Below are 14,947 nucleotides of genomic sequence, written 5' to 3'. Positions count from 1 at the left end.
GTGGTTGCACGTCACCGGCCTGGGGGCTGCCGCCTCAGCGCGCGCAGCCCCCAGGCCGAGCGGGGCGGGCCTGCCCCCAGACACTTATACCAGCTACTCACCTGGACGAGGAGGCGGTGAGACGATGGCCAGCCAGGACTGGATGACCAAGGACTTCTACGCGGTCCTCGGCGTGAGCAAGGACGCCGACTCCGCCCAGATCAAGAAGGCATACCGGACCCTTGCCAAGAAGTACCACCCGGACCGCAACCCGGATGACGCCGTCGCTGCGGAGAAGTTCAAGGAGGTCGGAGAGGCCTACGCGGTGCTGTCCGATCCCAAGGAGCGCCAGCAGTACGACGCGATCCGCTCGATGGCGGGAGGTGGCGCTCGCTTCACCTCCGGCGCGGGCGGGGCCAGCGCGGGGGGCTTTGAGGACATCCTGTCCTCCATGTTCGGTGCCCAGGGCGGCAACGTCCGGTTTGAGACCGGTGGTGCGGGCCAGCCTGACCTGGACGACCTGCTGCGCATGTTCGGCGGTGCTCCCAGCCCCACGCGCTCGGGCGGGCGCCCCGGCTCCTTTGGCTTTGGGGGCTTCGGCTCCCGGCCATCGCCGACCAAGGGGCCTGACGTCCTGACCTCTGCCACCTTGAGCCTGCGTGACGCGGTGGCGGGTACCACCGTGGAGCTAACCGCTGACGGACGCACCATGACCGTCCGTATCCCTGCCGGAGTCCGGACAGGCAAGAAGATCCGGCTGCGGGGCAAGGGGCGTCCCGGTCCGGGCGGCGGGGAGAATGGCGACATGGTGGTGACCATCACGGTGGAGCGCCACCCTGTCTATTCCATCGACCCGACTGACAGCGCCAACCTCCGGATGGACTTGCCAGTGACCCTGTCGGAGGCGGCGCTGGGGGCCACCGTGGAGGTCCCGCTCCTGGAGGGGGAACCTCCAAGGTCCGGATCAAGCCGGGTACCTCCTCGGGCACCGTGCTGCGCCTGAGAGGTAAGGGAGTGGTCACGGAGCGCAGGACCGGGGACCTGCTGGTGACTGTCCAGGTGGCGGTCCCCAAGAAGTTGTCACGGGCGGCACGCAAGGCGCTGGAGGCCTTTGACGAGGCAATGGGAGACACGGACCCACGGGCCACGCTCATGGAGGAGGCCTCTCGGTGACGGCCCGGCGCCGTGCTGGTCAGGGGCTCGGCTTCCTCGCCCGCGACGCGCAGGAGCGGGCCGTCTACGTGGTCTCGGTGGCTGCGGACCTGGCGGGGATGCACCCCCAGACGCTGCGCCAGTACGACCGCCTCGGACTGGTCAGCCCGGCGCGTACCCGGGGCAGGGGACGACGCTACTCCCACCGTGACGTCGAGCGGCTGCGACGTATCCAGGCGCTCAGCCAGGAGGGGGTCAACCTGGAGGGATCCGGCGCATCCTGGAGCTGGAGGCCCGTGTCGAGGCGCTGGAAGCGGACAACGCCCAGTACCGGGCGCGGGAGGCCGCCGTGCAGCGGATCTTTGCCGCCGCGGCTGACGGAGAGGTCCAGGTCGTGCCTCGTGGCCCCGGGACCGCAGAGGCTCGACTCCCCGAGGCGGCGGCGCCGAGGGCCGTCAACCCCTGTGAGCAGTATTGAGCTAAGGCTCTGAGCGGAATGCTTCATGACCACAGTGACGTGTAAGGTGGAGGTCCCTGTCGTTAAGGACATTTCGAAGAACCCCGTCAAGAACGTCACTAGGAACATCGCCAGGAACAAGGAGACCTCTGGTCATGACTCAGCCGACGAACCCGGACCAGCCCCACGACAACCAGCCTGACAGCAACCCGTCTCACGACCAGCAACCGGACGTCGGTGCCCAGGGCGTGCCAGGTGCGAGCAGCGCCCCGCAGGCCCCCGGCTCTCAGCCCCCGCAGCAGCCGGAGCCTGGTGTCCAGGGGCGGGCACCTACGGTGCCCCGCAGGCTTCTGGCCCTTCCGCCCCTTACGCCACGCCTGCCGCTGCTCCCGGGCAGCAGCCAGGTCAGTCCGGCCAGGCCTACCCGGCTACGGTGCCCCGGTTGCACGGTCGGGAGGCTTCTTCGCCTCACTGTTTGACATGAGCTTCACCAGGTACGTCACCCTTACCTGGGCCAGGGTGGTCTACATCCTGTGGATCGTCATGGTGGTCGCCACGTGGCTCATCTGCGCGGTCGCCATCGGCTCCTCTGGCGGAGGCTCTCACGGCGGCTACCACGGCTACGGCTCCTACGCGGCCTCGCACGCGGCCTTCAACCCGGGGGCCTTCCTCCTGGCGCTGGTCCTGGGGCTCATCCCCGCCTTCCTGCACATCCTCGGCGCGCGCATGGTCCTGGAGTTCATCGTCGCCGTGATCCGTACGGAGAACAACACTCGCTGGCTGCGCGGGCCTCAGTCCTAGGGAGGACCACGCCGGGCACCTCATCCTTCTGCAGGAGGACCTGTGTCCGGTGAGGTCGCACTAGGGTGATGAGCATGAGAGTAACGACATCCTTCACGCCTGGTGTGCGCTATCCGGCGCCCGACGTGGCTCGCGGGGTTATGCTGCTGCTTATCGCGGTCGCCAATGTCCCCATCTGGGCGGAGGCTGTCTTTGGTCAGCCGGACCCCAGTACCCAGGGCCTCCAGGGCGGGCAGATGTCCTCGGCGGACTCCGTGTGGGTCCTTGTCCGGGCACTGGTGGTCGACCACCGCTCCTACCCGCTGTTTGCCATGCTCTTCGGGTTTGGCCTGGTCACCATGGTCAACCGTCGGGTCACCTCCGGTACTCGTACCTATCTGGACTCCGTCACTGGGGGCCAGCCTGACCTGGCCACGCCTGCACAGGCTGTGTGGGCCCAGGAGCAGGCAAGGGTTGACGCGCGTCGTCTTGTGCGCCGCCGCGGGTGGTGGATGATCCTGTTCGGTGCCGTCCACGGGATCTTCTTCTTTGGTGACATCATTGCCACCTACGGGCTCATCGCCGTCATCTTCGCCGACTGGCTGGCCCGCAAGCGCTGGAGGGGCGCGCTCGTGGTTGGTCTGGTTGTCACGGTTCTGTGCTCGTTGATTATGCTCTACTCGGGCTGGATCATGACGGGTGGGCTCGAGCAGCTGGGCGTGGACATGGACAGCGCCGAGGCCCAGGCTGGCACCGACGTCCTGGCGAGCATCCCCTGGTTTATCATCAATATCCTGGTGTGGGCTGGTGGCACCGTGTCTTCCGTCTTCTTCTCCATGGCGGTCCCGGCGGCCTTTATCGGTGCCCGTCTGGCTGACACCGACCTGCTCTCCCACCCGGAGCGCCACCGCAGCAGGCTCGCGGCCGTGGCCGCTGGCGGTATGGGGATCGGCATCCTGGGCGCACTGCACTCAGGGCTGGTTGCTGCGGGGTGGGCGCAGCCCTTCCTCCTGGACGAGGCCGCGACCTACGTGAGCGGCCTGGCCGGTGCCGCGGGCTGGCTGGCCCTCTTGGCGCTCTACGCGGGCGGTCCCACTCCTGACGGGAGCCTGCACGGTTTGCGGCGCATGGCCTCGGCCGTGGGGCGACGCTCTATGACGGCCTACCTGAGCCAGACGATCCTCTTCCTTCTCGTCTTCGTGGTGGTGCCCGCGGTGCTGGGCACCAGCCTTGAGGTGGGCGCCGCTGCCGCAGGTCTGATCGCTGTCGCCGTGTGGCTGGTCACCGTGGTGATCTGCATGCTGCTGGAGCGCGCGGGACGTCCTGGCCCCTTCGAGGTCGCCCTGCGCACCGCCGTGGCTCGCAGCGAGCGGCCCCGGGCCGCTGTCCCGGCACCCGGGCAGGAGGAGTGGCCTCCTCGGGCTGTGGGGCGTGAGTGCTGCCCCGCACCGCCGGGCGGCGGTGCGGGGCAGCAGCCGTCAGACAGACCCCGGGCAGCGGGGGTGCAGACAGCGGGTACAGCAGTTGGGGTGGGGCACGGTGCACCGTGCCCCACCCCCAACTGCGTGTCTCAAACTCAGCTGGTGCTGCATGCCTCCCTGGTGGCCGCCGACGTCGAGATGGTGCCGGGCCGGGGCGTCAGCTGAGAGCCAGGGCAGGCGTCAGCCGATGCTGCCAGCGATGTCCTGGACCAGCTCCTCGGTGCGCTCAGCGCTTGAGGTAGTGACGGTGATGACGGCGTAGCCGCCGTCGCTGGTCGGGGCGATAAGGACCTCGCCCTGGGCGGGGTTGTCCGGGATCGAGTAGGCGCCGGTGGCGGCCTCCCCGTTAGGTGTCTCCACGGTCCCGTACTGGGCCAGCTCAGCGCCCTGCTGTGCGAGGAAGCTGGTGACCTCCTCCTCGGTGGGGGTCTCAGTGTTGGAGTACACCCCTGACTCGACGTTGACGTTCTCCACGAAGCCGTTCTCGTCCGGCTCAGCGGCCCGGTAGGCAAGATCCAACTCGGCGAGCATCTGCTGGTAGGTGTCGAGGTCGCTGCCCTGGGCCTCTGCGATGGCCTGAAGCTGCTCGTCAGAGTAGGCCTTGGCGTCCTCCCAGCCCTCTGGCACGGCCAGGGAGATTCCCGCCGTGGGCGCCTCCACCTCCTGGTAGCCCTCGGGGATGACTGCCTCGGGGCTCTCGGCGTCCTCTGTGGAGTCCGCGCTCGCCGCAGAGTCCTCGGAGCCCTCAGCGGTCTCCTCGGTGCCCGTGCTCTCCTCGGTCTGCGCCGCAGTCGTCTCCTCGTCGGCTGCGGTGGTCTCCTCGTCGGAGCTGTTGCCGGCGCAGCCTGCCAGGGCCAGGGCGGTGCTGACGGCGCCGACCGCCAATGCCGTACGGATACGTGCTCGCATGGGAATTCCTCCTGTGTGTCGGGTTTCGTTAACACTACGTGATCTTGCGAGGGACCGCTTCGCGGCTGAGGCGGACGCGTCCCACATCGAAATCAAGGGTTGAGCGGAATAGACTCAACTCTGATTGGGTTGGGGTGGTCAGAGCTCTCCCGGTCGCGAGGCCGGGACCAACACATCTTCACCACACGTCCTCAAGGAGGTCCCCATGGACACCAGCTACACCACCAAGTCCCAGGAGGCGATCGCGGGCGCCATGCAGGCTGCCGCGGCGGCGGGTAACCCCCAGATCGAGCCCGCCCACCTGCTCATCGAGCTCCTCACCCAGGAGGGCGGCGTCGCGGCGGCGCTCCTGGAGGCTGTCGTCACGGACCCGGCCGTGCGACAGGGCGTGGGTGCCACCACCCGGCGCATCCTCAGCCAGCTGCCCGCCTCCTCCGGCAGCTCGGTGGCCCAGCCCCATCCCTCCCGCGCCCTGCTGGCAGCCCTTGACGCCGCCAGCACCGAGGCGCGCGACCTCGGGGACGACTACGTCTCTACCGAGCACCTTCTTATCGGCATCGCCGCAGGCACGGTGACACCCGGCACCTCGGGGACCACCGCCAAGGTGCTTCGTGACGCCGGGGCCACCCCGCAGGCGCTGCGCGAGGCACTGCCCCAGGTGCGCGGGGACTCACGAGTCACCTCAGCCAACCCGGAGGGCACCTACAAGACCCTGGAGAAGTACGGGACTGACCTGACTGAGGCGGCCCGGGAAGGCCGCCTGGACCCCGTCATCGGCCGTGACACCGAGATCCGCCGCGTGGTCCAGGTCCTGAGCCGACGCACCAAGAACAACCCCGTCCTCATCGGCGAGCCCGGCGTGGGTAAGACCGCCGTCGTCGAGGGGCTGGCCCAGCGCATCGTCGCCGGGGACGTGCCCGAGTCGCTTACCGGTAAGCGACTCATCGCCCTGGACCTGTCCGGGATGGTGGCCGGGGCCAGGTACCGCGGCGAGTTCGAGGAGCGCCTCAAGGCGGTGCTCAAGGAGATCAAGGACTCTGACGGCGAGGTCATCACCTTCATCGACGAGCTGCACACCGTGGTGGGCGCGGGGGCAGGCTCCGAGAGTGCCATGGACGCGGGCAACATGCTTAAGCCCATGCTGGCCCGCGGCGAGCTGCGGATGGTGGGTGCCACCACCCTGGACGAGTACCGTGAGCGCATCGAGAAGGACCCCGCCCTGGAGCGTCGCTTCCAGCAGGTCTTTGTCGGTGAGCCCAGCGTGGAGGACACCGTCGCCATCCTGCGCGGTATCGCCCCCAAGTACGAGGCCCATCACCAGGTAACCGTCTCCGACGGGGCGCTCGTGGCCGCAGCCACCTTGTCCGACCGCTACATCACCGGTCGCCAGCTGCCCGACAAGGCCATTGACCTGGTAGACGAGGCCGCCTCGCGCCTGCGCATGGAGCTGGACTCCAGCCCCGTCGAGCTTGACGAGCTGCGCCGCCGGGTAGACCGGATGCGGATGGAGGAGTCCTACCTGGACGAGTCCGTGGGCCAGGACGACGCGGACCCGGCTGCTGTGGAGCGCCTGGAGCGCCTGCGCGCCGAGCTGGCCGACGCCACCGAGCAGCTCACTGCCCTCAACGCACGCTGGGAGGCAGAGAAGGCCGGGCACAACAAGGTCGGTGAGCTCCGTGCTGCCCTGGACGAGATGCGCACCAGGGCGGACCTGGCCGAGCGCGAGGGCCGCTTTGAAGAGGCGGGTCGTCTGCGCTACGGCGAGATGCCAGGGCTGGAGCGCCAGATCCGGGAGGCCGAGGCCGACGACGCCCAGCAGCAGGCGGGCTCCAGCGAGCCGATGATCGCCGAGAAGGTGGGGGCCGGCGAGATCGCCGAGGTCGTGGCCTCCTGGACCGGCATCCCCGTGGGGCGTCTCCTTCAAGGGGAGACGGAGAAGCTCCTCACCATGGAGGAGGTCATCGGGCGGCGCCTCATCGGTCAGCACGCCGCCGTGTCCGCGGTGGCCGACGCCGTGCGGCGTTCGAGGGCAGGCGTGTCCGACCCCGACCGCCCCACCGGCTCCTTCCTCTTCCTGGGGCCCACGGGTGTGGGCAAGACCGAGCTGGCCAAGGCCTTGGCGGAGTTCCTCTTCGACGACGAGCGCGCCGTCGTGCGTATCGACATGTCGGAGTACTCTGAGAAGCACTCCGTGGCACGTCTGGTGGGTGCTCCCCCCGGGTACGTGGGCTATGAGGAGGGCGGCCAGCTCACCGAGGCCGTGCGCCGTCGCCCCTACTCGGTGGTCCTGCTTGACGAGGTGGAGAAGGCCCACTCGGAGGTCTTCGACATTCTCCTGCAGGTCCTTGACGACGGGCGGCTGACGGATGGCCAGGGGCGCACGGTGGACTTCCGCAACGTCATCCTGGTGCTCACCTCGAACCTGGGGTCGCAGTTCCTCATCGACCCGATCCTGTCTCCCCAGGAGAAGCGCAACGAGGTCATGAGCGTGGTGCAGGCCTCTTTCAAGCCGGAGTTCCTCAACCGGCTGGACGACACGATCGTCTTTGACTCTCTGACCCGGGAGGAGCTGGCGGGCATCGTCGACATCCAGCTGGAGCGCATGAGCGAGCGCCTGGCTAGCCGACGCCTGTCGCTGCGGGTGACCGAGGCCGCCCGGGCGTGGCTGGCGGATGAAGGCTACGACCCGGCCTACGGGGCGCGGCCGCTACGCCGTCTGGTCCAGCGTGAGATCGGGGACCGCCTGGCCCGTATGATCCTCGCCGGTGAGGTCCTTGACGGCCAGGACGTGGTGGTGGACCGGCTCCCGGGGGAGACGGGACTGAGCCTGCGGGCTGAGGGGGAGGCCGCGCGCTCGGCCCCCTCAGCGCCTTCCGCCGGCTCGGCGCTGTGAGCCGGGGGCGACGTGGGTGGATGCCGGTGGCGGGATGGCGCAGGCCCGTGCGGCGCTGGCGACGTCCTCCAGCCGCACGGACGCCTTTGGCCGGGCGGCGCCGCCCAGCCCCGTGGTCCCCGTGTCCAGGAGCTGCTTGACGGCGGCTGACGAGTCGTCACCTGAGGCCACGTCGTCACAGGCCGCCAGCAGCTGCGGCAGTGAGATGAGGTGTGGGACGCGTGAGGGCCTGCCGAGAAAGTCCTTGTGGCCGGGATAGCGAAAGCAGAGCGCGCCGTGGCGCGTGTCGTCACTGACCTCCAGGAGAAAGTCGAGGTCGTCGAGTCTCCTGGGGGTCCTTCCCTACCTCGCGGGCGTGAGTACGCTCTGCCTTCTCAATGAGGTTGCGGCCCCACCGGTCCGGGGCGCTGTCAGCGAAGGCTGGTACGAGCCCGTTGTGGTACTGGGAGCCCGCTACCAGCGGAAGCGACGGGTCGATAGCGTGCCGCCGTCGGCGAGGTAGGTGGGGTGGTAGAGAAACGTCGTGGAGACCCGGCCACGGGTGCGGGTCACGTGTGCCTGGCCAACTAGCCGGGTACGTCCGGCCTCCTCGGCGAGCACCTCGATGGTGGTCACCGTGCCCGCCTCTTTGTCAGGCTCCCCGCCCTCAGGCGGCCAATGTCGCTGCTGAGCGGGTCGAGCGCATCGACGGCCTGGTCAAGCACCCCCAGGGCGCGCAGCACCTGCGCGACCTTGCCAAAGCTGACCGAGGGGTCCCCGGTCTCGATCTTGCGCAAGGTGTCCCGCGTGGTGCCGGCGCGCTCCGACACCTGCTGAGCGGTGAGCCCCAGGACCATGCGCCAGCCCCGCACGTGCTCACCGAGTTCGCTCAGCTGTCGGTCGATCCGGTAGCCGACCATGGTCTTCTCCTTGTGCGCTATCGCTTCTCCAATGACGAGCATAGCAGTCTGACCGTGGCGTTGTGGCGGGGATTCTCGCCATAGGAGGGCGGTGCCTCGGCTGGGGCTGTCTGCTGGTGCGGAGACGAGGTTGCACATCTTCGGGTGCCGGGGGTCGTACCCGGTGGCGAGGACGACGGTGACCCCGCTGGGGGTCCACGTGGTGCCCTGGGGTGGTCGGTCAGTGCTGGCGCGGCAACGGTCCTCGCGCGGAGCCGCGAAGCGGCAACCTTATAGTCGAAATGATAATAAGACAAAACAATGATGCATATTTTCAAAGGGGGAAATTATCGCGATGCCCATGAGATTTCCTAACTCACCCACGCAGCATTAAATAGGTCTACTTCTAAATAGGGTCGGACGCCACCCGTTTTGACCCCGGCGGCTCAGGCTGGGCTGGGGTGGGCGGCGGGAGCGTCAGCGCCCGGTCCTGTCCCCGCCTGCGGCGGGACCCCATCCTGGGCCGGAGCGCACCCGGTCCGTCTAGCCTGCCCCCGTGGTGAGACCCCGTGCTGGACGGCTCAGGCGACGGGTGCGACTGGTGCCAGCTGACGGGCGTCTGTCACGCCGTTGGCTGCGGCGTTGTTGTTGTGGTTGTTGGCGACGTCCGTGGCGCCCGCCGCCAGGGCGTCCTCAAAGGCCATGAGCTTGGGCCTGAACTCTTCCCAGGCAGCCCGGAAGGCCTCCGCGTTGGGGCTCTCCCACACTGCGGAGGCCAGGGAGGAGTCTGTGGTGGTCTGGATGTCGTGGCACAGCTGGACGTTGTTGCTCAGGGTGTCGTAGAGCGCTGCCAGCGTGTCGAGATCTGCCTGCAAAGACATGTCAAGAAGCTCCTCATCGGTGATTGCTGCTCGGTCTGTGGCTAGGCGCCCCTGCGCTGGTACTGGCTGGCCGGTGGTGGCGAACGTCGTTGCCAGTGTCGCCAACGATGCCGTCACCCTTGCCCGACCTCGCCGCCAGGCGCCACCGGGGCGCGAGGTGTAACGGGCCTCGGCTCGCCCAAGGCGAGCTGCGGTCGTGTTACCACGGGCACCATGTCACAGAGCGACAACGCCTGACAAGTCTATGGGCTGAGACAAAAGTATATTTATCGTCACATCTGTGTCTGTTCCACGAAAATCACGTCTGAGTTACGGTGCTGTCAGTTCTTATGCGGCGACCGAGAGGTTCTTCCCCATGGCACATCCCCAGGACGGACGAGGACGGCGTCGATTCGCGCGCGACTGGCGGGGTGCGGGGGCCGTGCATGCTGGCCAGGGCGCCGGGGCGGCGCGCCTGCCCACCGCCCCGCGCGAGCGGCGCCCGGCGCTGGCGGCGCTGGCCGTGCTGCTCATCCTTGGAGGTGCGCTGCTGGCCGGGCTCCTGGCCCTGCGTATGGGCCAGCGCACGGAGGTGCTGGCTGCCGCAGGCACCATTGAGGCCGGCCAGGTCATCACCAAGGACGATCTGGCTACCACCCTGGTCGCCTCCGACCTGAGCAACCTTGTTCCCGTTGACCAGGCGGAGCAGGTCATCGGCCAGACGGCGCGGGTGGAGGTCAGCCAGGGGCAGCTGCTGGACACCTCCCAGGTGGCTGACGGTCCCCTCCCTGGGGAGGGCAAGCAGGTTGTCGGTGTCTCCCTGGAAGCGGGTCGCTTCCCGGCCACTGGCCTGAGCCCCGGCGACGTCGCCGACGTCGTTGACGTCAACGGTCGTGACGTGGCCGTCTCCGGCGTGCAGGTGCTGGATGCGGTGCCGTCCTCGGGGGCGGATGGGGAGTGGACCTCCGGGGCCGTCGTGTCCCTCATCGTGGACGCCGACGACGCGGTTGAGCTGTCCGCCTCCGCTGCCGCCGGGGACATCGCTGTCGTCGTTACCGCGCCGGGCCGTCCTGTCGGGGAGGACTGATGCTGGTCGCGATGGGCTCAGCCAAGGGGTCACCAGGGGTGTCCACCAGTGCGCACGCGCTGGCCGCCGTGTGGCCGCGTCAGGTGCTGCTGGCCGAGCTGGACCCTGTGGGCTCCGACCTCGCCTACCGGGCTAGGACCCGTGAGGGGCTGCCTCCTGACGGGGACCGCGGGGTCGTCTCCCTGGCCGCCGCCCTCCGGCACGACCCGGACGTGCCGGTCCACGAGCACCTGACGGTCCTGGACGGGGGTCTGGAGGTCCTGGTCGGGCTGACACGGCCGGACCAGGCTGCCGCTATCGGCACCGGGTGGTCGGCCCTGGCCGCCTGCCTCCACAGCAGCGAGAGCGCCGGGGCGGTCAGCACCGGGCAGGGCAGCCAGAGTGGGGCAGGCCCCGGAGGTGGTCGGGACGTGATCGCTGACGTCGGCAGGATCGGCCCGGGCGTGCCCAGCCTGGGGGTGGCCCTGTCAGCCGACCTGACAGTCCTGGTGGCCCGGCCCGGGGTGGAGCACTACGGCCACCTGCGTGAGCGCCTGTCCTGGCTCCGGGAGGAGGCTGACCGCCGCTCCGGGCCGACCACCCTGGGCGTGGTGCTGATCGCGCCGTGGAGGTCTCGCCACGAGGGCGCGGACCTGGCCCGCCTGCTTCAGGCCAGCGGCCTGGACGTCCCCGTGCTGGGCGTCCTGGCCGAGGACTCCTCTGCTGCGGACGTCCTGGCGGGGCGCCGCCAGCGCCCCCTGGGTCGGACCCTGCTGGTGCGCTCGGCGCGGGCGCTGGCCGACTCCGTGTCCTCCCTGGCCTCCGCGTCCTCCGTGTCCGCCCCGACATCCGTGTTCACCCCGACATCTCCGGCCTTCCCCACGTCCCCAGCCTCCACAGCGGGAGCGACGACGACCGGAGCCCGCGCATGAGCCCCCGAGGCGTCAGGGACACGGCTGTGGGAGGTGTCGGCACCTTCGACAAGACTGGTGCCGCGGGCGTGGCGCCGGCAGGCGTCGCGGGGACCGTGACGGACCAGGCCCTGGTGCGTGACATGCGCGAGGAGGTCGCTGACCTGCTGGCCCAGCAGCGCCGTGACGACGCCGCCTCCGGCGTCGCCCCCATGACTGCGGAGGACGAGAGGCAGTTCGCCCGGGCGCTGATCGGGCGGGTTCTAGAGGAGCACGCCCGCACTGAGATCGCCGCCGGGCGCACCCCGATGACTGCCCAGGAGGAGGAGCAGGTCTCCCAGGGCATCCACGCCGCGCTGTTCGGCGTGGGCCGCCTCCAGCCCCTGTTGGAGGACCCGCAGGTGGAGAACATCGACATCAACGGCTGCGACAACGTCTTCATCCAGTACGCGGACGGCCGGGAGCAGCGGGGTGAGCCGGTGGCTGACTCCGACGAGGAACTCGTCGAGCTGATCCAGGTGCTCGGCTCATACTCCGGCCTGGCTTCGCGACCCTTCGACTCCGCCAACCCCCAGCTGGACCTGCGCCTGCCCGACGGCTCCCGGCTGTCGGCGGTGATGGAAGTCTGCTCCCGGCCCGCAGTCTCGGTGCGGCGCTCCCGCCTGGACCGGGTGGGCCTGGACGAGCTGGTGGGGCTGGGGACGCTGACCCCGCGCCTGGCTGCCTTCTGCTCGGCCGCGGTGCGTGCCCGCAAGAACATCATGATCGCAGGGGCCACCAACGCGGGCAAGACCACCTTCCTGCGGGCCCTGGCCAACGAGATCCCGCCCGGTGAGCGTCTGGTCACCGTGGAGCGGGCGCTGGAGCTGGGCCTGGGAGAGTTCGCCGACCTCCACCCCAACGTGGTCGCCTTTGAGGAGCGGCTGCCCAACTCCGAGGGCTCCGGCGCCATCTCGATGGCGGACCTGGTACGCCGCTCCTTGCGCATGAACCCCTCCCGGGTCATCGTCGGCGAGGTGCTGGGCGACGAGATTGTCACCATGCTCAACGCCATGAGCCAGGGTAACGACGGCTCCCTGTCCACCATCCACGCCAACTCCTCCTCGGAGGTCTTCAACCGGATCGCCACCTACGCCATCCAGTCCGCTGAGCACCTGCCGCAGGAGGCCACCAACCTGCTCATCGCCGGGGCGGTGGACTTCGTCATCTTCCTCACCCGCGAGAACCGGTTCTCCCAGGGCGGGGGCCTACGCCGCTACGTGGCCTCCGTGCGGGAGGTCAACGGCGTGGACGGGCGGGTGCTCTCCAGCGAAGTCTTCGCCGACGACGGCACCGGGACCGCCCAGCCAGCCGCACCTGTCGCCTGTGCGGGCGACCTGATGGCGGCCGGGTACGACCCGGCCGCTCCCTACGCGCAGGAGACGGTATGAGCAGTGAGACGGTGGTGGGTGTCGCGGTCCTGTGCGGGGCGCTGATCGGGGGAGGCCTGTTCCTCCTGATGGGCTACCTGCTGGGCGCTGACCTGCTCCCTGCCCGAGCGGGCAGCGTCACGGCGTCGTCGGCAGGACTGGCCGGGCTGTCCCGCCGTGTCCTCCTGGCCGCCGGGGTCGGGGTGGGCGTCCTGGCCCTGACACGCTGGATCGTGCTGGCGGCTGCAGCCGCCTGCCTCGTGGCCGTGTGGCCGCTGCTGTTCGGTGGGGCCAGGCAGGAGAGGCTGGCAGCCGCCCGGATCGAGGCCCTGGCCACGTGGGCTGAGTCGCTGCGGGACACCATCGCGGGCGCGGTGGGCCTGGAGCAGGCCATCCCTGCCACGGTCCACGCCGCCGCCCCGGTCATCCGCCAGGACCTGGCGCTGCTGGCCGACCGCATGCGGGTGCGCGTCCCCCTGCCCACGGCGCTGCGCCAGCTCGCAGACGACCTCGACGACCCCACCGCTGACCTTATTGTCTCCGCCCTCATCATGAACGCCCGCCTGCGCGGGCCGGGGCTGCGCCAACTACTGGGCGCCCTGGCGGACACCGCCCGCGCCGAGCTGGACATGCGTCAGCGCGTGTCGGCCTCACGCTCTGGGACCCGGCGCTCCGCGCAGATCGTCATCATCTTCTCCGTGGTGGTGATGCTGGGGCTGGCCCTGTTCAACCGGAGCTTTGTGGCCCCGTATGAGAGCGCCCAGGGTCAGCTGGTGCTCCTGGTGGTGGTGGGCCTGTTCGCCGTCGGGATGCTGTGGATGCGCCGCCTGTCAGGGGTCCGGCTGCCCCGGAGGTTCCTGACCGTGACTGCTGGCCAGGGCGGGGTGAGCGGGCGTGATCACCTGGATACTCCTGGGCGGGGCACTCAGCGGGGCGGGCGTGCTGCTCCTGCTCCTGATCCTGCTGCCCCCTGCCGTCCAGCCGGCCGCTGGGCTGGCCGAGCTGGACACACGGCGTGACCAGGAGCGGCTGCGCCGCGACGTGCGTCGCCTCGACCCCGGAGAGGACGCCCTGCCCGAGTGGGCGGACGTGCTGGGTATCCGTGCCGCTGCCGTAGCCCGGCGGCTGGGCACCGACCTGTTCTCCCTCAACGCGGACCTGGCCGTGGTGGGGCGGTCCTTGGAGCGCCACCTGGCGACCTCCGTGCTGGTGGGCCTGGGAGGCTTTGTCGCCCCGATCCTGGTCGTCGGCCTCATGCAGCTGATGGGGGTGCCGCTAGGCTGGTCTGTCCCCGTGATTGTCAGCCTGGCGCTCGGCCTGGCGGGCCTGGCGCTGCCCACGTTGCGCCTGCGTGGCCAGGCTACGGAGGCACGCAGGGACTTCCGCCATGTGGTGGGCTCCTACCTGGACCTGGTCTCCATGTCCCTGTCGGCGGGGCGCGGCGTGCCTGAGGCCCTGGACGCCGCCTCAGCCCTGTGCGATGACCCGGCGATGGTGCGTATCCGCGACGCCCTGGCGGTGGCCCGGCTGCGTGGGGACACCCCCTGGGCAGCCCTGGGGCAGCTGGGCACCCAGCTGCGTATCGATGAGCTGCGCGACCTCTCTGCCGCCCTGGCCCTGGTGGCGGAGGACGGGGCCAAGGTTCGCGAGTCGCTGGCGGCCAGGGCCTCCAGCATGCGTCGCAGGGACCTGGCCGACGCTGAGAGCAGGGCGGGGGAGGGCTCGGAGTCCATGCTTGTGGCCCAGCTCGTCATCGCGATGGGCTTCATCGTGTTCCTCGTCTACCCGGCGCTGAGGGGAATTATGGGCAGCAGCCTGTGACACCGCCAGTGCCTGGAGCACTCCGGAAAGAGGCAGTCCAGAAGGACAGCACAGAAGAAGACAGACCAGAAAAACAACACAGAAAGAGAGGGCAACCATGCTCCAGCTGCTGTGCACGCTCCAGGTGGTCGCGCAAGGCCTGCGCGACCGTCTCAGCCAGGCCGCCCGGCGCCTGTCCGACGACAGGGGCGTGTCCACCGTCGAGTGGGTCATCATCACCGGGTTCCTCATCGTGCTGGCCGCCGTGGTAGGGCGAGCGGTCTACGCCATGGTCGACAACGCCTCCAGCGACCTGCAGGTCCCCTCTATCCCCTGACTGCGGGCACGTGACGGGACGAGCCGGGACAGGTG

General features: G+C 69.5%; 14 protein-coding genes and 2 pseudogenes. 12 read left to right on the top strand and 4 right to left on the bottom strand.

Annotated elements, in window-relative coordinates:
* The first annotated feature begins 124 nt into the window (after window positions 1-124).
* The 5 genes and pseudogenes from D5R93_RS11775 to D5R93_RS11760 all read left to right on the top strand — a co-directional run bounded on the left by D5R93_RS11775 (window position 125) and on the right by D5R93_RS11760 (window position 4,014).
* A pseudogene (locus D5R93_RS11775) lies at window positions 125-1,152 on the top strand (DnaJ C-terminal domain-containing protein).
* Window positions 1,149-1,609 (top strand): annotated as a pseudogene (locus D5R93_RS15065) (heat shock protein transcriptional repressor HspR). The pseudogenes D5R93_RS11775 and D5R93_RS15065 overlap by 4 nt, the downstream one beginning before the upstream one ends.
* A 134-nt stretch (window positions 1,610-1,743) precedes the next feature.
* Window positions 1,744-2,067, top strand: coding sequence for a hypothetical protein (locus tag D5R93_RS13420; RefSeq protein ID WP_162933960.1), 324 nt, complete (start codon window positions 1,744-1,746; stop codon window positions 2,065-2,067).
* Window position 2,068: 1 nt separating this feature from the next.
* Window positions 2,069-2,389 carry a DUF4282 domain-containing protein gene (locus D5R93_RS11765; protein ID WP_120205417.1) on the top strand — a complete coding sequence of 107 codons (321 nt, stop codon included), beginning with the start codon at window positions 2,069-2,071 and terminating at the stop codon, window positions 2,387-2,389.
* Between the two features lie 74 nt (window positions 2,390-2,463).
* The gene (locus D5R93_RS11760) at window positions 2,464-4,014 is read left to right on the top strand and encodes a DUF418 domain-containing protein (RefSeq protein WP_120206073.1); all 1,551 of its coding nucleotides are present in this window, start codon (window positions 2,464-2,466) and stop codon (window positions 4,012-4,014) included.
* Between the two features lie 15 nt (window positions 4,015-4,029).
* Here the strand turns inward: D5R93_RS11760 and D5R93_RS11755 are convergent, their stop codons facing one another.
* Window positions 4,030-4,758, bottom strand: a complete 729-nt coding sequence (locus tag D5R93_RS11755) for a hypothetical protein (protein ID WP_119835560.1) — start codon at window positions 4,756-4,758, stop codon at window positions 4,030-4,032.
* A gap of 205 nt (window positions 4,759-4,963) precedes the next feature.
* On the opposite strand from D5R93_RS11755, the gene clpB reads away from it, so the two are divergent.
* A complete protein-coding gene (gene clpB, locus D5R93_RS11750; protein WP_119835561.1) occupies window positions 4,964-7,651 on the top strand; it encodes an ATP-dependent chaperone ClpB in 2,688 nt (895 codons plus the stop codon).
* Between the two features lie 453 nt (window positions 7,652-8,104).
* Here the strand turns inward: clpB and D5R93_RS14340 are convergent, their stop codons facing one another.
* The 3 genes from D5R93_RS14340 to D5R93_RS11735 form a co-directional block, all read right to left on the bottom strand.
* Window positions 8,105-8,266 carry a hypothetical protein gene (locus D5R93_RS14340; protein ID WP_243106776.1) on the bottom strand — a complete coding sequence of 54 codons (162 nt, stop codon included), beginning with the start codon at window positions 8,264-8,266 and terminating at the stop codon, window positions 8,105-8,107.
* Window positions 8,263-8,550, bottom strand: a complete 288-nt coding sequence (locus tag D5R93_RS11740) for a helix-turn-helix domain-containing protein (protein ID WP_119835562.1) — start codon at window positions 8,548-8,550, stop codon at window positions 8,263-8,265. Before D5R93_RS11740 ends, D5R93_RS14340 begins: the two co-directional genes overlap by 4 nt.
* Window positions 8,551-9,110: 560 nt before the next feature.
* On the bottom strand, window positions 9,111-9,527 hold the full coding sequence (locus D5R93_RS11735) for a hypothetical protein (RefSeq protein ID WP_243106775.1): 417 nt from the start codon (window positions 9,525-9,527) through the stop codon (window positions 9,111-9,113).
* Between the two features lie 238 nt (window positions 9,528-9,765).
* Between D5R93_RS11735 and D5R93_RS11730 the strand changes: the two genes are divergently transcribed.
* The 6 genes from D5R93_RS11730 (at window position 9,766) to D5R93_RS11700 (ending at window position 14,912) form a co-directional block, all read left to right on the top strand.
* Window positions 9,766-10,476 (top strand): SAF domain-containing protein, encoded by a 711-nt coding sequence (locus tag D5R93_RS11730; RefSeq protein WP_119835564.1) that lies wholly within the window; start codon window positions 9,766-9,768, stop codon window positions 10,474-10,476.
* A complete protein-coding gene (locus D5R93_RS13415) occupies window positions 10,476-11,387 on the top strand; it encodes a hypothetical protein (protein ID WP_147392839.1) in 912 nt (303 codons plus the stop codon). Before D5R93_RS11730 ends, D5R93_RS13415 begins: the two co-directional genes overlap by 1 nt.
* Window positions 11,384-12,796 (top strand): TadA family conjugal transfer-associated ATPase, encoded by a 1,413-nt coding sequence (locus D5R93_RS11715; RefSeq protein ID WP_243106773.1) that lies wholly within the window; start codon window positions 11,384-11,386, stop codon window positions 12,794-12,796. Before D5R93_RS13415 ends, D5R93_RS11715 begins: the two co-directional genes overlap by 4 nt.
* On the top strand, window positions 12,793-13,794 hold the full coding sequence (locus D5R93_RS11710) for a type II secretion system F family protein (protein WP_243106771.1): 1,002 nt from the start codon (window positions 12,793-12,795) through the stop codon (window positions 13,792-13,794). The genes D5R93_RS11715 and D5R93_RS11710 overlap by 4 nt, the downstream gene beginning before the upstream one ends.
* A complete protein-coding gene (locus tag D5R93_RS11705) occupies window positions 13,715-14,596 on the top strand; it encodes a type II secretion system F family protein (RefSeq protein ID WP_243106770.1) in 882 nt (293 codons plus the stop codon). Before D5R93_RS11710 ends, D5R93_RS11705 begins: the two co-directional genes overlap by 80 nt.
* 97 nt (window positions 14,597-14,693) lie before the next feature.
* Window positions 14,694-14,912 (top strand): hypothetical protein, encoded by a 219-nt coding sequence (locus tag D5R93_RS11700; RefSeq protein WP_119835569.1) that lies wholly within the window; start codon window positions 14,694-14,696, stop codon window positions 14,910-14,912.
* Window positions 14,913-14,947: the final 35 nt, after the last annotated feature.

The organism is Actinomyces lilanjuaniae (assembly GCF_003606385.1).
Classification (GTDB): Bacteria; Actinomycetota; Actinomycetes; order Actinomycetales; family Actinomycetaceae; genus Actinomyces; species Actinomyces lilanjuaniae.
This window is presented reverse-complemented; position numbering and strand designations above follow the sequence as displayed.